Source organism: Pseudomonas sp. NPDC090592 (assembly GCF_044769185.1).
Classification (GTDB): domain Bacteria; phylum Pseudomonadota; class Gammaproteobacteria; order Pseudomonadales; family Pseudomonadaceae; genus Aquipseudomonas.
Window position 1 is genome coordinate 31,118 of the sequence record NZ_JBIVXJ010000015.1, and the last position, 20,863, is coordinate 51,980.

The following is a 20,863-nucleotide window of genomic DNA, read 5'->3' on the forward strand; positions in this document are numbered from 1 at the left end:
TTGGGGTGTCGAGTACCGATGATGATGACCTGGCAGGGGTCAAGGACTGGTGGAACCGTAACGGCAAGCCGCTGCTGACCGGCGCCTTGCTGGCGGGCGTGGTGGTGTTGGGCTGGAATACCTGGCACAAGTACCAGAGCAACCAGTCGCAAGGTGCCTCGCAGCTGTATCAGGCGTTGCTTGAGACCAGCCTGACGCCGACTGGCCAGCCAGACGCCACCAAGGTTGCGGAGCTGGCCGGCAAGCTCAAGAGCGAGTTCGGTGGCACCGCGTACGCCCAGTACGGCAGCCTGTTCGTGGCCAAGGTCGCAGTCGAGAGCGGCAAGCTCGACGACGCCGCTGCCGAGCTGAAAAGCGTGCTGGACAAGCCGGCCGACGTGACCCTGGGCGAGATTTCGCGCCAGCGTCTGGCGCGTGTGCTGGCCGCTCAGAACAAGGCCGAGGATGCCCTCAAGCTGCTCGACGGCGACGCCGACAAAGCCTTCCTGGCCAGCCGTGAAGAGTTGAAGGGCGACCTGCTGGTTCAGCTGGGTCGTGCCGACGACGCACACAGTGCTTACGAGAAAGCCAAGGCTGCGCTGTCTGATGAGGCGGCGGTCGGTGGCCTGCAATTGAAGCTGGATGACCTGGCTAAAGGGGACGCGTAAGTGATCGGTTGGAAACATGCAGCAGTGCTGACCCTGGCCGTGCTGGCCGCAGGTTGCAGCAGCAACAGCAAGAAGGAACTGCCCCCGGCCGAGCTGACCAAGTTCACCGAGGAAGTGGTGCTGAAGAAGCAGTGGAGCCGTTCGATCGGTGACGGCCAGGGTGAAACCTACAACACCCTGGTACCGGCCATCGAGAACGACCGTATCTACGCTTCCGACGTCAACGGCGAAGTCTTCGCCCTCGACCGCATCACCGGCGACGTGGTGTGGAAGAAGGACCTGGAGCTGCAGGTTTCCGGCGCTGTTGGCGTGGGCTACGGCCTGGTCATGCTCGGTACCCTCAAGGGTGAAGTGATCGCCCTGGATTCCAGCACCGGTGAAGAGCGTTGGCGCTCGCGCGTGACCAGCGAAGTGCTGGCCCCGCCTGCCAACAACGGTGACGTCGTGGTAGTGCAGACCCAGGACGACCGCCTGATCGGCCTGGATGCCGCCACCGGCGACCGCCGCTGGATCTACGAAAACTCCCCGGCCGTGCTGACCCTGCGTGGCACCGGTGCACCGATCGCCACCAACCGCCTGGCCGTCGCCGGCCTGTCCACCGGCAAGGTGGTAGCGGTGGACATCAACAACGGCGTGCCTGTGTGGGAAAGCCGTGTGGCCATCCCTAAAGGCCGCTCCGAGCTGGACCGTGTGGTTGATATCGACGGCGGCTTGCTGCTGTCTGGTGGTACCCTGTACGTCAGCACCTACCAGGGCCGTGTAGCGGGCCTGGACCTGGAAAGCGGCCGCGAGCTGTTCCAGCGCGATGCCTCCAGCTATGTGGGCGTGGCCCAGGGCTTCGGTAACGTCTACGTCAGCGAAGCATCGGGTACCGTGGAGGGCATCGATGAACGCTCCTCCAGCGCCCTGTGGAGCAACGACAGCATGGCTCGTCGCCAGTTGACCGCGCCTGAAGTGTTCAGCAGCTACGTGGCAGTGGGTGACTTCGAGGGTTACCTGCACCTGCTGAGCCAGGTGGACGGCCGCTTCGTGGGCCGCGAACGTATTGACAGCGATGGCCTGCGCGCCCGCCCACTTGTGGTTGGCGACACCATCTACGTCTTCGGCAACAGCGGCAAGCTCGAGGCACTGACCATCCGCTGAAGCTATGCTTGAAGCCTTGGCGGGCTTCAAGCCGCGGCGTAGGACACGCCGCCCGTACTCCGGCCGCTGCCTTGCAGCGGCCTTTGCATTTTCAAGAATTCAAGAGTGGAGAGCCGATGGTTCCCGTAATCGCCCTGGTGGGCCGCCCGAACGTCGGCAAATCCACCATGTTCAACCGCCTGACCAAAACCCGCGATGCCATCGTGGGTGACCTGTCGGGCCTGACCCGTGACCGCCAGTATGGCGATGCCAGCTGGCAGGGTCGTTCCTTCATCCTGATCGACACTGGCGGTATCACCGGTGACGAAGTGGGCATGGACGAGAAAATGGCCGAGCAGTCGCTCATGGCCATCGAAGAAGCCGACTACGTGCTGTTCCTGGTTGATGCCCGCGCCGGCATGACCGCCGCTGACCAGATGATTGCCGAGCACCTGCGCAAGCGCAACAAGTCGGCGATTCTGGTCGCCAACAAGATCGACAACATCGACGCTGACGTCGCCCGCGCCGAGTTCTCGCCGCTGGGCATGGGCAACGCCATTCCGGTGGCAGGCTCCCAGGGCCGCGGTATCAACGCGCTGATGGAAAGCGTACTGGGTCATATTCCTCGTGACGCAGAGGAAGAGGCCCTGGACCAGGAAGTCGCCGAAGGCGAGGAAGCGGTTCGCATCCCTGGCCCGAGCGAGAAAGATGGCATCAAGATCGCCATCATTGGCCGCCCGAACGTGGGCAAGTCGACCCTGGTCAACCGCATGCTCGGCGAAGAGCGCGTGGTGGTCTATGACCAGCCGGGCACCACCCGTGACAGTATCTACATCCCGTTCGAGCGCGATGGCGAGAAGTACACCTTCATCGACACCGCCGGTGTGCGCAAGCGCGGCAAGATCCACGAGGAAGTGGAAAAGTTCTCGGTGGTGAAGACGCTGCAGGCGATCAAGGACGCCAACGTGGTGATCTTCGTCATGGATGCCCGTGAAGGCGTAGTTGACCATGACCTCAACCTGCTGGGCTTTGCCCTGGAAGCGGGCCGGGCCATCGTCATTGCCCTGAACAAGTGGGACGGCATGGAGCCGGGCGAGCGCGCCTACGTGAAGACCGAGCTGGAGCGCCGGCTGTTCTTTGTCGACTTCGCCGACATCCACTTCATTTCCGCCCTGCACGGCACTGGCGTGGGCAACCTGTACAAGTCGGTGCAGGCCGCGTTCACCTCGGCGGTGACCCGCTGGCCAACCAGCCGCCTGACGCAGATTCTTGAAGATGCTGTGAGCGAGCACCAGCCACCGCTGGTCAACGGCCGCCGCATCAAGCTGCGTTATGCCCACCTCGGTGGTGCCAACCCGCCGCTGATCGTGATCCACGGCAACCAGACCGAGAGCATTCCCAAGTCGTACTCGCGTTACCTGGAAAACACCTACCGCCGGGTGCTGAAGCTGGTCGGTACGCCGATCCGCATCGAGTACAAGGGCGGTGAGAACCCGTACGAGGGCAAGAAGAACACCCTCACCGACCGCCAGGTCAACAAGAAACGCCGCTTGATGTCGCACCACAAGAAGGCCGAGAAGAAGCGCCGCGACAAGCGCTGATTCCGCGTCAGCTTCTTCGCGGGCTTGCCCGCTCCCACAAGTACTGCACAGCTATTGAATCCTGTGAAGGACCTGTGGGAGCGGGCAAGCCCGCGAAGAGGCCCTTTGATCCAGCGCAATCCCTCTATTGTTTCAACCTTTTTCCTGACCGCTCGATCCGCTATGCTCGGACTCCACCCCGTGCCGGATACACCCCAGGAAAGAGGGCTCCATGATCCGCAGCAAACTGCCGAATGTCGGCACGACCATCTTCACCACCATGTCCCAGCTCGCCGTGCAGACCGGTGCGCTCAACCTGTCCCAGGGTTTCCCTGACTTCAACGGCCCCCAGGCCTTGCTCGATGCAGTGGGCCGGCATGTGGCCGCCGGGCATAACCAGTATTCGCCGATGACCGGCCTGCCGGCCCTGCGCCAGCAGGTTGCGGCCAAGGTCGCGCGGTTGTACGGCGCACAGGTGGATGCCGACCAGGAAGTGACCATCACCCCCGGCGCTACCGAGGCGATCTTCTGCGCCATCCAGGCGGTGGTGCATGCCGGTGACGAAGTGATCGTCTTCGACCCCTGCTACGACAGCTATGAACCGTCCGTGGAACTGGCCGGTGGCCGCTGCGTGCATGTACAACTGAGCGACGGCGACTTCCGTATCGACTGGCAGAAGTTCAGCGATGCGCTGAGCCCGCGCACGCGCATGGTCATCCTCAACTCGCCGCACAACCCCAGCGGCGCGCTGATCACCCGCGAAGACCTTGACCAGCTGGCAAAGCTTGTTGCCGACCGCGATATTTACCTGGTCAGCGATGAAGTCTACGAGCACCTGGTTTACGACGGCGTGCGCCATGCCAGCGTGCTGGCCCATGAGCAGTTGTACCAACGCGCCTTCGTGGTCAGCTCGTTCGGCAAGACCTACCACGTTACCGGCTGGAAGACCGGCTACGTGATCGCACCTCCGGCGCTGAGCGCCGAGCTGCGCAAGGTGCACCAATATGTGAACTTCTGCGGGGTGACGCCGTTGCAGTGCGCGCTGGCCGACTTCATGGCCGAGCACCCGGAGCATATCGATGAGTTGCCGGCCTTCTACCAGGCCAAGCGCGACCTGTTCTGCGGCTTGCTGCAAGGTTCGCGATTCAACTTTACCCGTACGACGGGCACCTATTTCCAGTTGGTGGACTACTCGCAGATCCGCCCCGACCTGAACGATGTCGACATGTCGCTGTGGCTCACCCGTGAGCACGGCGTAGCGACCATCCCGGTGTCGGTGTTCTACCAGCAACCCATCCCCGAGCAACGCCTGGTGCGCCTGTGCTTTGCCAAACGTGAGGAGACGCTGCGTCAGGCAGCGGAACGACTATGCGCGATCTGAGTACCTTGCCGAACCTGAAAGTCGCCCTGGTGCAAACCACCCTGGCCTGGCACGACCGCGAGGCCAACTACGCGCACTTTGAAGTGTTGCTGGAGCAGGTGGGCGACGTGGACCTGGTGATCCTGCCGGAAATGTTCACCACCGGCTTTTCCATGCAATCGGAAACCCTGTGCGAGCCGGAGAACGGCCCGACCTACAAATGGCTGAAGGCCCAGGCGAAGAAGTGCAACGCGGTGATTACCGGTAGCGTGATCATCCAGGCTGCCGATGGCAGCCACCGCAACCGCCTGCTGTGGGCGCGCCCGGATGGCGAAATCCTGCACTACGACAAGCGCCACCTGTTCCGCATGGCTGGTGAGCACAAGCACTACACCCCCGGTGAGCGCCAGGTGCAGTTCGAGCTCAAGGGCTGGCGGATTCGCCCGCTGATCTGCTACGACCTGCGCTTCCCGGTGTGGAGCCGTGATGCCCAGGATACAGACCTGCTGCTGTACACCGCCAACTGGCCGGCTGCACGCCGTCAGCACTGGAACCGGCTGTTGCCGGCGCGGGGGATCGAGAACCTGTGCTATGTGGCGGCGGTGAACCGGGTGGGGACGGATGGCAAAGGCTTTGCCTATTCGGGGGACAGCCAGGTGCTGGACTTCCAGGGCGAGAGCCTGCTCAGTGCCGGGGAGGCCGACGGGGTGTTTACCGCGGTATTGAGCGCGGCGGAGCTGGCGGCCTACCGGGCCAAGTTCCCGGCTAACCTGGATGCCGATACCTTCGAGTTGCACTGACAGCAGGACCGGCCCTATCGCCGGCAAGCCAGCTCCCACAGGTACTGCACAGGCCTGAAGACTTGTGCAGCACCTGTGGGAGCTGGCTTGCCGGCGATAGGGCCAGTGCTGGCTACATCAATGGATGATCAATACACATCCCGTCGATACCGCCCATCCTCGATCAGCTGCTGCACAGCAGCTTCCCCAAGCATGCCAGTGAGCGCCGCATCCACCCCCGCTGCCATCCCTTGCAGGCTGCCACACACATACACACAGGCGCCATCCGCCACCCAGCGCTTGAACTCATCAGCCTGTTGCAGCAACACATCCTGCACATACACCTTCTCGGCCTGATCCCGCGAGAACGCCAGGTCCAGCCGTGCCAGATCACCGCTCTCCAGCCAGCCGTGCAGCTCATTGCCACACAGCAGGTCATGCGCCCGGTTGCGCTCGCCAAACAGCAGCCAGTTACGCTGCTCGCCAGCATTCACCCGTGCGCGGATCAGGCTGCGCAGGCCGGCCAGGCCGGTGCCGTTACCGATCAGGATCATCGGTGCAGCCGTTTCCGGCAGGTGGAACCCGCTGTTACGCCGCAGGCGCAGGCTCAGCGTGCCGTTCAGCGGCAGGTATTCGGTCAGCCAGCCCGAACCCAGGCCAAGGTTGCCATCAGCGTGGCGTTCCTGGCGGACGATCAGCTCCAGTACGCCATCGCTGGCGATGGAAGCAATCGAGTATTCGCGGCCGCCGATCGGTACCAGTGCATCCACCAGCGCCTGCGGCTGCAAACCGATCAGGTGATCACGACGGCCGGGCAATTGGCGACCTGCGAGGGCTTGGGCGAGGGTTTCGCCAAGGCCATTGACCTGCACCTTGGCCCCGGCATCCAGTGCCATGCCGTTCAGGAACGCGTCAACGCGAGGCTGGCCATTGAGCGGCAGGATCTCTATCAGGTCGCCAGCCTCCCAGCTGGCAGGCTCTTGCGGTTGCAAGCCCAGCAGGTACACCGGCTGACCCTGGCTGCCGGGGTTCAGAAGCTCGCGGCGCACCAGCGACCAGTTGGCAAAGCTTGGCGGCTGCCACGCGGCCACCGGTTGGGCACCGGTCAATTGCGCCAGTTCCTGCTGCCATTGCTGCAGCGCAGCCTGGTCGGCATTGTCCACTTCCACCGGGCTGAATGCGCTGCTGGCGCCGCGCTCACCCAGCCACGCCTGCAAGCGGCGGGCGAAACCACAGAAGTGCGGGTACTGGCGGTCGCCGAGGGCGAGCAGGGCGTAGCTGAGGTTGTTCAGTGCCCACGGCTGGCCGAGCACCTTGCGTTCGAAGGCGCGGGCGCTGTCGGGGGCTTCGCCGTCGCCAAACGTACTGACCACGAACAACGCACGGCGGGCCTGGCGCAGGTCGTCTTCACGCAGTTCGGCCAGTGCCCTTACCTGCACCGGCAGGCCGGCGGCCTGCAACTGGCCGGCACTTTGCCAGGCCAGTTGTTCGGCAAAGCCGCTTTGGCTGGCGAAACCGATCAGCCAGCTGTCGCCGCTGCCTTTGCTGCTGGCGACGTTGCCACGGGCTGCACGCACCTGGCGCTTCTTGCGGCGGCGGTCAAGGTAAAGCAGCCAGCCCGTAACGAAGAACAGCGGCATGGTCAGGCTGGCGATGGTGACGATGATGCGCCCAGGCAGGCCGAAGTATTCGCCGACGTGCAGGGCGTAGACGCTCTGCAGCAGCTGGGCCTTGAAGGATTTGTCGGTGTAGCGGTCGTGCTTTTTCACCTGGCCGGTGGCCGGGTCCAGCACCAGGGTGTTGAAGGCGCGTGGGTGATCGGCGTTGTCCAGCAGGTAGAACAGGTTGGCCGGCTGGCCGCCAACCGGTGGCAGACGCAGGTTGTAGGCGGCAAGGCCTGGGCCTGCGGCGTCCTTGAGGTTGGTCCAGATCGCATCGTAGTCGACCACCAGCGGCGGAGCGTTCTTGTCGACCTTCTGCGGCCCATGGCGGCCACGGCCTTCGCCGCGTTTTTGTTGCTGGCCGGCGGCCGGCGCGTCGGCCAGCAGCTTGTTCAGGCCTTCGCGGTACCATTCGTAGGACCAGAACAGCCCGGTCAGGGCGAACAGAAGATAGAACAGCAGGCACCAGGTGCCTGCCACGGCGTGCAGGTCCCAGTTGAAGGCACGGCCTTTCTTCGCCCAGTCGAAGGTCAGCCAGGTGCGCCAGTCCAGCGCCTTGCGCGGCCAGCGCAGGTACAGGCCGGAGAGGCAGAAGAACACCAGCATCAGGGTACAGGCACCGGTGATCTGCCGGCCGGTGTCGCCCATAGCCAGGAAGCGGTGCAGGGTAAGCATGAGGTTGAAGAAGTCTTGCCCGGCTACTTCGCCTTTGAGTTCACCGGTGTACGGGTCGGCATAACGCAGCGTGCCACGGCGCTCGCCGGGTGCTGGCATGAAGAAGATGCGTGCGGCATTGCCCTCACGCACATCGACCCACAGCATCGACACCTTGTCGTGTTGCTGGGCCTCGACGCGCTGGACCAGCTCGGCGGGCGGCAGCACGCCTTCGGCGCGCACTTCCACCTTGAGCACATCGGCATTGAATGCCCGCAGCAGTTCTTCCTGGAACGAGTACAGCGCCCCGGTAATGCCCATTAAGGCCAGCACCAGGCCAGCGGTGATGCCAAAGAACCAGTGCAATTGGAACAGCGTCTTCTTCACCACATCTCTCACCTTGTGTTGCTGCCGCTACCTGCGCGGCGTGCATTATGCCTTGATACACAAAAGCCCCGCTCATGGGAATGAACGGGGCTCGGGCTGACTTCCTTAGAAGTGGAAGTTGGCACTCATAAGTGCAGTTCTGCCAGGCGCTACGTGGGCGTAATGCGGTGCGAATACCTGATCGAAATAACGCTTGTCGGTCAGATTCTGCACATTCAGCTGCAGATCGACATTTTTTGTCAGGCGATAAGTAGCCATGGCGTCATAGCGCCAGTAGGAAGGCACTTCAACAGAGTTGGCTTCGTCACCGAACCGCGAGTCGACAAAAGTGGCACCGGCACCCACGGTCAATTGAGGAATGATGTCGTAGGTCGACCAGAAGGTGAAGTTGTTACGCGGCGTGCTAGGCATGTGATTGCCTTCGTTCGCAGCAGTAGAGGTTTTCACGATCTCGCTTTCCATGTAGGTGTAGCCGCCGTAGACCTTCCACTTGCTGGTCAGGTTGCCGGCGTAAGTCAGCTCCACACCTTGCACACGTTGTTCGCCATCGAGTACCTGATAGGTGGCATTGTCAGGGTCGGTAACACGAGCATTGGTCTTGTCGGTGCGGAACAGAGCGGCTGTCAGCGACAAGTTATCGTCGAAGAAATCCCACTTGGTGCCGATTTCGTAGTTGCGGTTACGTTCCGGGTCAAGGTTGCTGTTGTTGACTGCCAGTTCCAGGCCACCGTTACCGCCGGTTTCCCCCGACGGGTTGCTGGACGTCGACCATGCAGCGTAGATGCTGCCGTTAGGCAGTGGTTTGTAGACCACGCCAACCTGATAGTTCCACAGGTGCGCATTGTTTTCGCGAGAGAAGTCCCCTGCAATGGAGCCACGGCCACCCGTGCTGTATCCGCTTGATTTTGTTTGGTAATCGTCGTACCGCAGGCCCAGGTTGAGCGACCATTGATCGTTGAAGGTCAGAGTGTCGAAAACATAGGCAGCGCTAGTCTTGGTATCGGTGTCGGTGAAGGCCTGGCTGTCGGTGATGGTGCCTGACCAGCCGTCATCCGGCGATGGGTCGTAAAGGCTGGTGCAGTCGCCTGAAGCCAACAAGGCCGGGTTGCAAACGGTGCCTGTGCCAGCGGCGGAGGTAATGACATAGCCACGGTTGTGGGTGTCGCTATAGGTGAACTCCAGTCCTGTGACCAGACTGTGCTCGATAAAGCCGGTATTGAACTTGGCACTCAGGTCGGTCTGGTTCACCCAGCCTTTGGACGTAGAGTTACGGTTCTTGGTCGCGCGGTAGACCGTGCCGTTGGCCACGTTACCTTTGCTGTCGTCCGGGTTTGTCACGATGTAGTCGAGTGTTGAACGTGACATGCGGAAGCTGTTGGACAGGGTCAGGTTATCGTTCAGGTCATGTTCGATACGGATCGTGCCGCTGTCATTGCTGGTCTTGCGATAGTCGCGACCGTTCAAACCGTAGAAGTTGTCGCGGTCAACGTGAGCGGGCCCGTCTACGTCGTACTTGCTGCGCGTGGCGCTGCGATTCAGCGGGATGCCGTAGTCAGGCATATCGTCGGTTTTCAGGTGGTAGTAACCCACTGTGACCCGCGTATCGGTACCCAAACCAAATGCGAACGAGGGTGCCACACCCCATCGGCTCACATCCACGTCGTCGCGACCAGCGACATTGGCCTCGTGCTTCATCAGGTTCAGACGGAAGGCCGAGGTGTCAGTCAATTGTTTGTTCAGATCAAGGGTGGTGCGTTTGGTCTGGTCCGAACCCCAAGTGAATCCGCCGTTGTAGCTGTCGCCAAGTTTTGCGGTCTTGGTGACCAGGTTGAGGCTACCGCCCGTCGATCCTGCACCGGTAAACGCCGAGCCCGGGCCCTTGGCGACTTCGATGGATTCAACGTTGAAGATTTCACGGCTTTGCGAAGCGACGTCGCGCATACCATCGACGAACACGTCACTCTCGGCGTTGAAGCCGCGGATGATGGGGCGGTCACCTGCGGGGTTACCGCCTTCGCCTGCGCCAAATGTAATGCCTGGAGTTGTACGCAGGGCATCTACCAACGAGGTCGCACCGGTGTCTCGAATGACTTGCTGTGGGATCACCGTAACGCTCTTCGGTGTTTCACGCAGTGGCGCAGTGTATTTCTTCGAGCTAGCGGTGTCCGCCTTGTAGCTGGTGACATCCTGCGCCGCGTTGACGCTGGTTGCGTCGAGAGAAATCACAGAATCAGCCTGTTCACCTGCAAACGCAAATTGAGCACTCGCTCCAGCAGAGATGGCGACACCGATGGCAGACACGATCAGGCGTGGTGAACTCACAGCAGATGGTACGGACTGGCGCATTGCTAAGGACCTTCCCCAAGGTGATGAGGCGGCGGATCTTAATGTAAGCAATTGTGACTAACAATTGAGACTCGTTACCATTCGTGAAGAATTTACATTCTTTACAATTTGCCTTTACAGTTTTTTCACGCTGAAACGTCTAAGGCGGCGAACGGGGCTTGTTAAGCGCAAAAGGGAATCAATATCATTGGCCCTTTACAATTCCTGACGGTGCCGCTCCCATGCTGCTTCACATCCCCGGCCTGTTCGACGCCGATGAACTGGCCCGTATCCGCGAGGCGCTGGAGCAGGCTGACTGGGCCGACGGTAAAGTCACTGCCGGCTACCAGTCGGCCAAGGCCAAACACAACCTGCAGTTGCCAGAAGGGCACCCGTTGGCCAAGGAAATCGGCACAGCGCTGATCGACCGCCTGTGGAAAACCCCGCGCTTCATGTCGGCGGCCCTGCCGCACAAGGTGTTCCCGCCGCTGATCAACTGCTACCGCGAAGGTGGCAATTTCGGCTTCCACATCGACAATGCCCTGCGCCAGCCCAAGGGCAGCCCGGAGCGCGTGCGTACCGACCTGTCTTCCACGTTGTTTCTCAGCGACCCGGACAGCTACGACGGCGGCGAACTGGTGATTCAGGACACCTATGGCGTACAGCAGATCAAGCTGGCTGCCGGTGACCTGGTGCTGTACCCCGGCACCAGCCTGCACAAGGTCAACCCGGTAACGCGTGGCCAGCGCTATGCCGCGTTCTTCTGGACCCAGAGCCTGGTGCGCGAAGACAGCCAGCGTGCGCTGCTGTTCGAGATGGATAACGCCATCCAGCAACTGACCGCCGATGTGCCCGACCACCCGTCGTTGCTGCAACTCACCGGCACCTACCACAACCTGCTGCGCCGTTGGGCCGAGGTCTGAACCGTGTCTTACCTGTTGCGACGTGAAGAAGTGGTGGATGTAGCCGGCCTGCAGGCCATGCTTGAAGAAAGCCCGGGCAAGGCCGCCCAGGCAATCCTGGCTGCGGCGGGGCAGGGGGCGGTCGAGGCGCAGCTGCTGCTGGGGCAGATCCTGCTCGATGGCCGTGGTATCGAAGAAGATGCCGGTGTTGCCCGGCGCTGGTTCGGCATTGCTGCACAGGGCGGCAGCGCCATGGCGCACAACATGCTCGGGCGCTGCCTGGAGCATGGCTGGGGGGGCGAGGTGAGCTTGTCGCAGGCCGCCGTGCACTATGCCCGTGCGGCCGATGCCGGGTTGGATTGGGGACTGTATAACCTTGGCAACCTGCTGGCGACCGGGCGCGGGGTGCCGGCCAACCAGGCACAGGCGCTGATGTGTTATGAGCAGGCGGCGCAGTTGGGCCATGCCAAGTCGATGAATCTGTATGGGCGCTACCTGGAGCAGGGCATTGCCACGGCGCCCAGCCCGGCGCGGGCGGTGCGCTGGTATCGGCGCTCGGCCGAGGCGGGGGATTTCCGTGGGATGTTCAGCCTGGGGCTGGTGCTGGTCGAGCGCGGGCAACTGGCGGAGGCTGGGCAGTGGCTGGAGCGGGCGCGGGTCGAGGGCAACCTGAACTTCCTGCGCGCGGCGCTGGCGACCTTGCAGGGGGCGGGGCCGGTGTTGATGGCGTTTGCCGGGCGTTATGCCGAAGAACTGGCCAGGCGCGAGACTTGATGTCGCCTGTGCCGGCCTCTTCGCGGGCTCGCCCGCTCCCACAGGGACGGTGACCAACCTGAGGGAAACGCTACACCTGTGGGAGCGGGCAAGCCCGCGAAGAGGCCGGTACAGGAGAGCACAAATGAAAACGGGGCCTTGCGGCCCCGTTTTCATTACAGGTAGTAGGCCTTCAGCGGCGGGAAGCCGTTGAATTCCACCGCACTGTAGCTGGTGGTGTAGGCGCCGGTCGACAGCCAGTACAGGCGGTCACCGATGGCCAGGTTCAGCGGCAGGCCGTACTTGTAGTTCTCGTACATGATGTCGGCGCTGTCGCAGGTCGGGCCGGCGATGACCACTTCTTCTGCTTCGCCTTTCTTCTCGGTCCAGATCGGGAACTTGATGGCTTCGTCCATGGTTTCGATCAGGCCGGAGAACTTGCCCACGTCGGTGTAGATCCAGCGCTCGACGGCGGTACGCGACTTGCGCGCAACCAGCACCACTTCGCTGACCAGTATACCGGCGTTGGCGATCAGCGAACGGCCTGGCTCCAGGATGATTTCCGGCAGCTCGTCACCGAAGTCTTCCTTCAGGAAGCGGATGATCTCTTCGGCGTAGGTTTCCAGGCTGTTGGTACGGGTGATGTAGTTGGCCGGGAAGCCGCCACCCATGTTGATCAGCTTCAGCTCGATGCCGTCTTCTTCCTTCAGGCGCTCGAAGATCACCTTCACCTTGGCGATGGCGGCGTCCCACACGCTGATGTCGCGCTGCTGCGAACCCACGTGGAAGGAAATGCCGTAAGGCACCAGGCCCAGGTCGCGGGCAAGGATCAGCAGGTCCATGGCCATGTCGGTCTGGCAACCGAATTTACGGGACAGCGGCCAGTCGGCTGTGGTGGAGCCTTCAGTCAGGATACGCACATACACTTTCGAGCCCGGTGCGGCCTTGGCGATGTTGCGCAGGTCGGCTTCCGAGTCGGTGGCGTACAGGCGCACGCCCTTATCAAAGAAGTAGCGGATGTCCTTGGACTTCTTGATGGTGTTGCCGTAGCTGATGCGGTCGGCGCTGACGCCACGGCCCAGCACTTTGTCCAGTTCGTAGATCGAGGCGATGTCGAAGCTCGAACCTTTCTCTTTGAGCAGGTCAATGATTTCGACGGCCGGGTTGGCCTTGACCGCGTAGTAGACCTTGGCGAATTCGAAACCGGCGCGCAGGTCGTCATAGGCCTGGCTGATCATCTGGGTATCGATGAGTACGAACGGGGTTTCCTGCTTGTCGGCGAACGCCTTCATTTTCTGGAAGGTGTCACGCGCGAAATAGTCTTCGACCTGGATCGACATGCTCAGGGACTCCATGGGCAAACTGAAAAGTTAAGTGGCTGCAAACTGAACGTCCTCCGTATCCCCACTTTGGTTCGCCTACTCAGTACTTGAGCCGGATGGATCGTTTCCAGCATGGACGTTCGGCGCGCACTTTAGGGCGTGAAGAATGCAGAATCAACAGGTAATCCGGGCGTGATCGGCGTGGATCGACCACCAGCCATTTGAATAACCGACCCATGTGACCGGCTGATGTTCCCCGCGATGTTTCAAGCGTAAATAATTGTGGAATAGATCGCGTTGGCCCCTTCGCGGGCACGCCCGCTCCCACAGGCGTCGCGCGCTTTCTGTGGGAGCGGGCGTGCCCGCGAAAAGGCCTCAGGTGTTCATATTTATGGCCACGATTTCCTGGTACCCCCGTACAGGAAATAACGCATAAATTTTTTGTTACCGACTGGCGGATTTGCTGGTTTTGATGAGAAACATTACTATTCGCACCCTTATCCGCCTCCCTGATGACCCCGACCGTGTCCGGACACAAAGGCTTCCTCGACCATTACCATGAGCTGATCGGTACCTGGACGCGCAAACTGCGCAGTCGCCAGCAGGCCGAGGACCTCACCCACGATGCCTTTGTCCGGGTACTGGAAAACCCGCGCGAGCAGGTTGAGCAGCCGCGGGCGTATTTGCACCAGACCGCACGCAACATTGCCGTGGATGGTTTCCGCCGCGAGGACCGCCGCCAGGCCCTGGCGCTGGACGCTTTCGACGAGGGCGGTAGCGGCGGTGGCGACCCGGAGGCCTACGTGCATGCCCTGGAGTTGGCCGACAGCGTCGAGCGGGCGCTGGCCGAGTTGCCGCTCAACTGCCGGCAGGTGTTCATCTGGCAGAAGCTCGAAGGCCTGACCCAGGCCGAGATCGCCGAGCGCATGGGGTTGAGCAAGAACATGGTCGAAAAGTATATGATCCGCACGCTCCGGCATTTGCGTGAGCACCTGGATGTGTCGGCATGAAGAGTCAGGAGACCTTTTCGATGAAACAGCACGGTACCGATACCGTCCGCGAGCAGGCGGCCGCATGGTTTGCCCGCGTGCAGGATGCGCCTCGCGATGCCGGGCTGCAGAAACAGTTGCGCGCCTGGTTGGCGAGCGACCAGCGCCACCGGGAAGAGTACGAACACCTCAGCCGCGTGTGGCAGGCCGCCACCCTCATTCCACGCCAGCGCCTTGAAGCACTGTGCCAGCCGGACCCGGTGCAGCAGCTGCCACGTCGGCGTTTCGTGCGCCAGGCGCTGGCTGCCAGTGTGGCACTGCTGGCGTTGGGCCTGGGATGGGGCGGTTGGCACTACCAGCAGCTGAACCACCAGGGCAGCTTGCAAACTGCCTTCAATGAGCGTCGCCAGGTCGAATTGCCGGATGGCTCGCAACTGGAACTCAATGGCAGCACACAGTTGCAGGTCGATTTCAGCGCTGGCCAGCGGCATATCCGCCTGAGTGCCGGTGAGGTGATGTTCAGCGTCGCCCATGACAGTGACAGGCCGTTCGTGGTCGACACCGCCCAAGGCCGGGTAACGGTGACCGGCACCCGCTTTGACGTGCGCCTGGACCCGGCCAGCACCCGGGTAGCCGTGGAGCAAGGTTCGGTGCGTGTGCAGGGCAAGGGGGCGTCGCTTGCGCAGCTTAACGCCGGGCAGGGGGCGCATATAGATGTACAAGGCGTGGTGAGCGCACCTTATACCGTCAATGCTGGCGCCGTGACGGCCTGGCGCCAGGGCAAGCTGGTGTTCGACAACGCCACCCTGGCCGAGGTGGTGGCCGAAGCCTCGCGCTACCGCAGCCAACCGTTGCGGGTCAGCCCTGGCAAAGTTGCCCAGATGCGCCTTTCCAGCACCTTCAGCACCGACGACACCGACGCGCTGCTGCGGGCCTTGCCGAGCATCCTGCCGGTGGCCATCAAGGCCCATGAAGACGGCTCCCGCGAAATAATTGCGAAATAGATTCAGGTTTTTTTTCGCTCGTTCGTCTTCCTCGCCAGCTGCAACTGCCAAGCATTTCCATTTGCACGCGGTTGGCGTTTATTCCGCATCCAGGAAGTTTCGACGACGTGAACAACAACAAGTCTTTCCCACGCTTTCGCGCTTTGGCGCTGGCCCTGGCGGTCAGTGCCGTGGCCGTCAACAGCCAGGCTGCACAGGCCGGCAATTCCATCCAGATCCAGGCCCAACCGCTGGCTTCTGCGCTGAACCAGCTGGGTCAGCAGACCAACCTGCAGCTGTTCTTCAGTCCCGAGCTGGTGGCTGGCAAGCAGGCCCCGGCGGTGTCGGGCAACCTGGCGCCGGTGCAGGCGCTGCAACAGTTGCTGCAAGGCAGCGGGCTGACCTTCGAGATGTCCCAGGACACCGTCGTGGTAAAGCCGCTGCCGACTACCGTTGACCTGGGCAGCGGCAGCCTGGAGCTGGCGCCTACCGACATCAAGGTGGTCGGTGACTGGTTGGGCGATGCCCAGCAGAGCGTGGTGCAGAACCACCCCGGCGCGCGCACCGTGGTGCGCCGCGAGGCGATGGTGGAGAAGGGCGCGATGAACGTGCGCGATGTACTGCGCGGCATCCCGGGTGTGCAGGTGCAGGACTCCAACGGCACCGGCGGCAGTGACCTGTCGTTGAACGTGGGCGTGCGCGGCCTGACCTCGCGCCTGTCGCCGCGCTCTACCGTATTGATCGACGGGATTCCGGCCGCCTTCGCGCCGTATGGCCAGCCGCAGTTGTCGATGGCGCCGATTTCCTCGGGCAACCTCGACAGCATCGATGTGGTGCGCGGTGCAGGCTCGGTACGCTATGGCCCGCAGAACGTGGGCGGGGTGATCAACTTCGTTACCCGGGCGATTCCTGAAAAGGCCTCGGGGGAGCTGTCCACCACTTTGGAAACCTCCCAGCACGGCGGCTGGAAACACACCGAGTCGGCCTTCGTCGGCGGCACCGCGGAGAACGGCATGGGCGTGGCGCTGTTGTACACCGGGGTGAACGGCAACGGTTACCGTGAAAGCAACAACGGCAACGACATCGATGACGTGATCCTCAAGACACATTGGGCACCCACCGACGTCGACGAGTTCTGGCTCAACTTCCACTACTACGATGGCCGTGCCGACATGCCAGGTGGCCTGACCCAGGCCCAGTACGACAGCAACCCGTATCAGTCTGTGCGTGACTACGACTACTTTTCTGGTCGGCGCAAGGACGTTTCGTTCAAGTGGCAGCGCCAGCTCGACGATGCCACCCAGTTCGAAGTGCTGACTTACTACACCGACAGCTTCCGCGGCAGTGCCATTGCCGCGCGCGACATGAAGACCCTGTCGTCGTACCCGCGCAACTACCATACCTTCGCCATCGAGCCGCGGCTGTCACGCATCTTCTTTGCCGGCCCCACTACCCAGGAAGTCAGCGTGGGTTATCGCTACCTCAAGGAAGCGATGCGCGAGCAGTCGACCCGCCTGGCGCTGATCGACAACGTGCCCACCGTGACCCCAACCTCCGATGGCCACGTGTTCCAGGACCGTAGCGGCGGCACCGAGGCCAGCGCCTACTACATTGACGACAAGATCGACGTGGGCAACTGGACCATTACCCCGGGCATCCGCTTCGAGCACATCAACACCGACTGGCGCGACCGCCCGGTGCTGGATGCCAACAACCGCCCGGTAGCGGAGAAAAAGCGCAGCATCACCAGCAACGAGCCGCTGCCGGCGCTGAGTGTGATGTACCACATCTCCGACGCGTGGAAGGTGTTCGCCAACTACGAGACCTCGTTCGGCAGCCTGCAGTACTTCCAGCTGGGCCAGGGCGGCACGGGCAACAGCACGGCCAATGGCCTGGAGCCAGAAAAGGCCAAGACCTACGAAATCGGTACGCGCTATGACGATGGTGGCTTTGCCGGTGAACTGACTGCGTTCTACATCGACTTCGACGATGAACTGCAGTACATCAGCAACGATGTGGGCTGGACCAACCTCGGGGCGACCAAGCACCAGGGTATCGAGGCTTCGGTGCGCTATGACCTGGCCGGGCTGGACCCGCGCCTGGACGGGCTGTCGGTGAGTGGTGGGTACACCTATACCCGCGCGACCTATGAGGGTGAGATCCCGGGCTTCAAGGGCCGCGACCTGCCGTTCTACTCACGTCAGGTGGCCACTGCCGGCGTGCGTTACGCGGTCAACCGCTGGACCTGGAACCTGGATGCCTACGCCCAGTCCAAGCAGCGCGCACCGGGTACCGGGATCAATGCCGACGGCAGCTTCAGCGGCGACTACATCACCGAGCCGAGTGCCGACGGGCAGTATGGCGATATTCCGGGCTACGTGACCTGGCATGCCCGCGGTGGGTATGAGTTCGGGCCAGAGATGTCCAACCTGAAGTTGGCGGCGGGGGTGAAGAACCTGTTCGACAAGCAGTATTTCACCCGTTCCAGCGACAACAATGCCGGCTTGTATGTCGGTGAACCGCGCACTTTTTATGTGCAGGCCAGCGTAGGGTTCTGACATTCGTGTCGCGTCCTTCGCGGGCTTGCCCGCTCCCACAGGTACAACGCAGGCCTGGAAGCTTGTGGTTTCCCTGTGGGAGCGGGCGAGCCCGCGAAGGGGCGCAAAGCGCCCCCAGCTATTTAAGAGGCCACCGCCTCGGCCGGCGATATGATGCTGGTCTTGGCCCCGCGCGAGCGCCCCGAACTCAGGTACGCGGCAATCGACTCCTGCGTCACTTCACCCAGGAACACCTGCTCGGCATCCAGCACCGGCAACCACGCCCGGTTGAACTCGTACATGCGCGACAGCAGGATGCGTAAATGCTCATCATGCGACGCCGTGGCATTGAACGGGCGCAGGAAGTCGCCACAGGTACCTTGCTGGCGGTGCATGTCACGCCGGCGCACATAGCCCAGCGCCTTGTTCTGAGCATCGGTCACCACCACGTAGCGGCGATCGTGCTCATCCAGCAGTTCCAGTGCATCGCTCACCGGCGTTTCCGGGCTCACCGACGGGGCGTTGTCTGCCGCATCCTCGGCCCGTACCAGCAGCAGGCGCTTGAGCGTGCTGTCCTGGCCAACGAAGTTGCTCACAAAGTCATCTGCCGGGTGCGCCAGCAGGGTGTCCGGGTGGTCCAGCTGCAACAGTTTGCCGGCACGGAAGATGGCAATCTTGTCGCCCAGCTTGATCGCCTCGTCGATGTCGTGGCTGACCATGATCACGGTTTTGTTCAATGCCCGCTGCATCTCGAAGAACTCGTTCTGGATCATTTCGCGGTTGATCGGGTCGACCGCGCCGAACGGCTCGTCCATCAGCAGCACCGGCGCTTCTGCAGCCAAGGCGCGGATCACGCCGATACGCTGCTGCTGGCCACCGGACAGCTCACGCGGGTAGCGCTGCAAGTACTGCTTGGGCTCCAGCTTGATCATGTGCATCAGCTCGCGGGCACGCTCGTGGCATTTCTGCTTGTCCCAGCCAAGCAGGCGCGGGACCACCGTGATGTTCTCTTCGATGGTCATGTTGGGGAACAGGCCGATCTGCTGGATCACATAGCCGATATGGCGGCGCAGGGTCACTTCGTCCAGCCCGGTGGTGTCTTCACCGTTGATGAAAACCTGCCCCGAGGTGGGCGTGATCAGGCGGTTGATCATTTTCAGCGTGGTGCTCTTGCCGCAGCCCGAAGGGCCGAGGAACACGCAAATCTCGCCTTCGTTCACGGTGAGGCTTACCGAGTCGACGGCTTTGACATCCTTGCCGTTGACGTTGAAGGTTTTGCTGAGGTTCTTCAGTTCGATCATGGGCGCAGTCCTTCTGGAGTCAGGGCACGTTGCAGGGTTTGCAGCAGCAGGTCGGCAATGATGGCCAGCAGGCTGACCAGCACGGCGCCAACCAGCAGCATCGACATGTCGCTGCGGCTGATGGAGGTGAGGATAAGTACGCCAAGGCCGCCGGCGCCGATGGTGGCGGCGATGGTCATGACCCCTATGTTCATGACCACGGCCGTGCGTACGCCGGCAAGGATCACCGGCACGGCGATGGGCAGCTCGACCATGCGCAGGCGCTGGCCGAATGTCATGCCGATGCCGCGCGCGGCCTCACGGATACCGGGCTCGACATTGGTCAGGGCCAGGTAGGTGTTGCGCATGATCGGCAGCAGCGAGTACAGGAACACCGCGGTAATCGCCGGTAGCGGGCCGAGCCCTTGGCCGAACTTGGAGTAGAACGGCAGCAACAGGCCGAACAGGGCAATCGAAGGGATGGTCAGCAGCACCGTGGCGCTGGCCTGCAGCGGGCCGGCAAACGCCGGGAAGCGGGTCATGAGGATGCCCAGCGGCACCCCGACCAGAATGGCCAGGCCCACGGCCACGCCAACCAGCATGATGTGTTGCCAGGTCAGTTGCAGCACCTGGGCCCAGTCCAGGTGGCTGAAGGTATCGATCAGGTTCATGGCTGGCCCTCGCTGTTCAATGGGTGCTCACGCAGGAACGCGGCGGCAACGGCGGTCGGGTTCTGGTGCTCGACGTCGACCTTGGCGTTGAGCTGGCGCATGGTTTCGTCGTCCAGCTGTTCGGCCAGCGGCTTGAGCAGCCCGGCCAGTTGCGGGTTGGCGTCGAGCACGGCCTTGCGCACCACCGGGGCGGCGGTGTAGTCGGGGAAGTAATGCTTGTCGTCTTCCAGCAGCTTGAGGTTGAACGCACTCAGGCGGCCGTCGGTGGTGTACACCAGGCCGGCGAACACCTGGTTGTTGCGCATGGCGGTGTAGACCAGGCCGCCGTCCATCTGGCGGATGTTACGGCGGTCCAGTGGCAGCTGGTACATCTCGCGCAGCCCGACCAGGCCGTCGGGGCGGTTGGCGAACTCGGTGTCCAGTGCCACCAGGTGGGTGCGCTGGCTTTCGTCACGCAGCACCTGGTTGAGGTCGCTGATGGTGTTGATTTGCGGGTACGCCTCGGCCACCTGTTTGGGCAGGCCCAGCGCGTAGGTGTTGCTGAACTTCGACGGGCTCAGCCAGATCAGGTCTTTCTTTGCATCCAGCGCCTTCACCCTGGCAAAGGTGGCTTCGGCACTGGGCATGCGCTCGTCGATATGGTTGTACGACACCAGCGACACGCCCGTGTATTCCCACATCAGGTCGAGCTGGCCGGTTTCCTGGGCCTGGCGCGCGATGTTGCTGCCAAGGCCGGTGGTGACGCGCACGTCGAAGCCGTTGGCACGCAGGTATTGCGCAGTGATTTCGGCGAGCACGGTCTGTTCGGTGAATACCCGCGCGCCGATGCGCACCAGCGGTTTTTCAGCTGCCTGGGCAAATCCTGCGAACAGCAGGGCCGCGCCCAGCAGCAAGGCGATTCTCTTGTTCAT

General features: G+C 62.3%; 16 protein-coding genes. 10 read left to right on the forward strand and 6 right to left on the reverse strand.

Features of this window, described 5'->3' with window-relative positions; all coding sequences use genetic code 11:
- Positions 1-5 precede the first annotated feature (5 nt).
- The 5 genes from ACIQUI_RS15350 to ACIQUI_RS15370 all read left to right on the forward strand — a co-directional run bounded on the left by ACIQUI_RS15350 (position 6) and on the right by ACIQUI_RS15370 (position 5,509).
- Complete coding sequence (locus tag ACIQUI_RS15350; protein WP_403199951.1) at positions 6-647, forward strand: tetratricopeptide repeat protein; 642 nt, start codon at positions 6-8, stop codon at positions 645-647.
- Complete coding sequence (bamB, locus tag ACIQUI_RS15355) at positions 648-1,790, forward strand: outer membrane protein assembly factor BamB (protein WP_403199953.1); 1,143 nt, start codon at positions 648-650, stop codon at positions 1,788-1,790.
- Positions 1,791-1,906: 116 nt separating this feature from the next.
- On the forward strand, positions 1,907-3,370 hold the full coding sequence (gene der / locus ACIQUI_RS15360) for a ribosome biogenesis GTPase Der (protein ID WP_391124458.1): 1,464 nt from the start codon (positions 1,907-1,909) through the stop codon (positions 3,368-3,370).
- A 211-nt stretch (positions 3,371-3,581) separates the two neighbouring features.
- Positions 3,582-4,730, forward strand: coding sequence for a pyridoxal phosphate-dependent aminotransferase (locus ACIQUI_RS15365; RefSeq protein ID WP_403199957.1), 1,149 nt, complete (start codon positions 3,582-3,584; stop codon positions 4,728-4,730).
- Entirely contained in the window at positions 4,718-5,509 is a 792-nt protein-coding gene (locus tag ACIQUI_RS15370) for an amidohydrolase (protein ID WP_403199960.1), read from the forward strand. Before ACIQUI_RS15365 ends, ACIQUI_RS15370 begins: the two co-directional genes overlap by 13 nt.
- 128 nt (positions 5,510-5,637) lie before the next feature.
- On the opposite strand, the gene ACIQUI_RS15375 is transcribed toward ACIQUI_RS15370, so the two are convergent.
- Both ACIQUI_RS15375 and ACIQUI_RS15380 read right to left on the reverse strand, forming a co-directional pair.
- Complete coding sequence (locus tag ACIQUI_RS15375; RefSeq protein WP_403199962.1) at positions 5,638-8,193, reverse strand: PepSY domain-containing protein; 2,556 nt, start codon at positions 8,191-8,193, stop codon at positions 5,638-5,640.
- Between the two features lie 102 nt (positions 8,194-8,295).
- Positions 8,296-10,536 carry a TonB-dependent receptor gene (locus tag ACIQUI_RS15380; protein ID WP_403199965.1) on the reverse strand — a complete coding sequence of 747 codons (2,241 nt, stop codon included), beginning with the start codon at positions 10,534-10,536 and terminating at the stop codon, positions 8,296-8,298.
- 221 nt (positions 10,537-10,757) lie between these two features.
- Here ACIQUI_RS15380 and ACIQUI_RS15385 point away from each other — a divergent pair, with 221 nt between their 5' ends.
- Both ACIQUI_RS15385 and ACIQUI_RS15390 read left to right on the forward strand, forming a co-directional pair.
- A complete protein-coding gene (locus ACIQUI_RS15385; protein ID WP_403199968.1) occupies positions 10,758-11,438 on the forward strand; it encodes a Fe2+-dependent dioxygenase in 681 nt (226 codons plus the stop codon).
- A 3-nt stretch (positions 11,439-11,441) separates the two neighbouring features.
- On the forward strand, positions 11,442-12,191 hold the full coding sequence (locus tag ACIQUI_RS15390) for a tetratricopeptide repeat protein (protein ID WP_403199970.1): 750 nt from the start codon (positions 11,442-11,444) through the stop codon (positions 12,189-12,191).
- Between the two features lie 155 nt (positions 12,192-12,346).
- Here ACIQUI_RS15390 and ACIQUI_RS15395 read toward each other — a convergent pair whose 3' ends face one another.
- Complete coding sequence (locus ACIQUI_RS15395; protein WP_403199971.1) at positions 12,347-13,510, reverse strand: type III PLP-dependent enzyme; 1,164 nt, start codon at positions 13,508-13,510, stop codon at positions 12,347-12,349.
- A gap of 494 nt (positions 13,511-14,004) precedes the next feature.
- On the opposite strand from ACIQUI_RS15395, the gene ACIQUI_RS15400 reads away from it, so the two are divergent.
- The 3 genes from ACIQUI_RS15400 (at position 14,005) to ACIQUI_RS15410 (ending at position 18,022) form a co-directional block, all read left to right on the forward strand.
- Positions 14,005-14,502 (forward strand): sigma-70 family RNA polymerase sigma factor, encoded by a 498-nt coding sequence (locus ACIQUI_RS15400; protein ID WP_403199974.1) that lies wholly within the window; start codon positions 14,005-14,007, stop codon positions 14,500-14,502.
- A 20-nt stretch (positions 14,503-14,522) separates the two neighbouring features.
- Positions 14,523-15,485: a FecR family protein gene (locus ACIQUI_RS15405; protein WP_403199977.1), complete on the forward strand. Its 963-nt coding sequence runs from the start codon at positions 14,523-14,525 to the stop codon at positions 15,483-15,485.
- 107 nt (positions 15,486-15,592) lie between these two features.
- Entirely contained in the window at positions 15,593-18,022 is a 2,430-nt protein-coding gene (locus ACIQUI_RS15410) for a TonB-dependent siderophore receptor (protein WP_403199979.1), read from the forward strand.
- Positions 18,023-18,144: 122 nt separating this feature from the next.
- On the opposite strand, the gene ACIQUI_RS15415 is transcribed toward ACIQUI_RS15410, so the two are convergent.
- The 3 genes from ACIQUI_RS15415 to ACIQUI_RS15425 are packed head-to-tail and all read right to left on the reverse strand — an operon-like array spanning position 18,145 to position 20,863.
- Positions 18,145-19,302, reverse strand: coding sequence for a betaine/proline/choline family ABC transporter ATP-binding protein (locus ACIQUI_RS15415; protein WP_403199982.1), 1,158 nt, complete (start codon positions 19,300-19,302; stop codon positions 18,145-18,147).
- Complete coding sequence (locus tag ACIQUI_RS15420) at positions 19,299-19,952, reverse strand: ABC transporter permease (protein ID WP_403199985.1); 654 nt, start codon at positions 19,950-19,952, stop codon at positions 19,299-19,301. The genes ACIQUI_RS15415 and ACIQUI_RS15420 overlap by 4 nt, the downstream gene beginning before the upstream one ends.
- On the reverse strand, positions 19,949-20,863 hold the full coding sequence (locus ACIQUI_RS15425) for a glycine betaine ABC transporter substrate-binding protein (protein ID WP_403199988.1): 915 nt from the start codon (positions 20,861-20,863) through the stop codon (positions 19,949-19,951). Before ACIQUI_RS15425 ends, ACIQUI_RS15420 begins: the two co-directional genes overlap by 4 nt.

Coding starts and splice junctions, on each gene's coding strand:
- der (WP_391124458.1), top strand. CDS start 1,907: ATGGTTCCCGTAATCGCCCTGGTGGGCCGCCCGAACGTCGGCAAATCC.
- ACIQUI_RS15365 (WP_403199957.1), top strand. CDS start 3,582: ATGATCCGCAGCAAACTGCCGAATGTCGGCACGACCATCTTCACCACC.
- ACIQUI_RS15370 (WP_403199960.1), top strand. CDS start 4,718: ATGCGCGATCTGAGTACCTTGCCGAACCTGAAAGTCGCCCTGGTGCAA.
- ACIQUI_RS15380 (WP_403199965.1), bottom strand. CDS start 10,536: ATGCGCCAGTCCGTACCATCTGCTGTGAGTTCACCACGCCTGATCGTG.
- ACIQUI_RS15385 (WP_403199968.1), top strand. CDS start 10,758: ATGCTGCTTCACATCCCCGGCCTGTTCGACGCCGATGAACTGGCCCGT.
- ACIQUI_RS15395 (WP_403199971.1), bottom strand. CDS start 13,510: ATGTCGATCCAGGTCGAAGACTATTTCGCGCGTGACACCTTCCAGAAA.
- ACIQUI_RS15400 (WP_403199974.1), top strand. CDS start 14,005: ATGACCCCGACCGTGTCCGGACACAAAGGCTTCCTCGACCATTACCAT.
- ACIQUI_RS15405 (WP_403199977.1), top strand. CDS start 14,523: ATGAAACAGCACGGTACCGATACCGTCCGCGAGCAGGCGGCCGCATGG.
- ACIQUI_RS15415 (WP_403199982.1), bottom strand. CDS start 19,302: ATGATCGAACTGAAGAACCTCAGCAAAACCTTCAACGTCAACGGCAAG.
- ACIQUI_RS15420 (WP_403199985.1), bottom strand. CDS start 19,952: ATGAACCTGATCGATACCTTCAGCCACCTGGACTGGGCCCAGGTGCTG.
- ACIQUI_RS15425 (WP_403199988.1), bottom strand. CDS start 20,863: ATGAACAAGAGAATCGCCTTGCTGCTGGGCGCGGCCCTGCTGTTCGCA.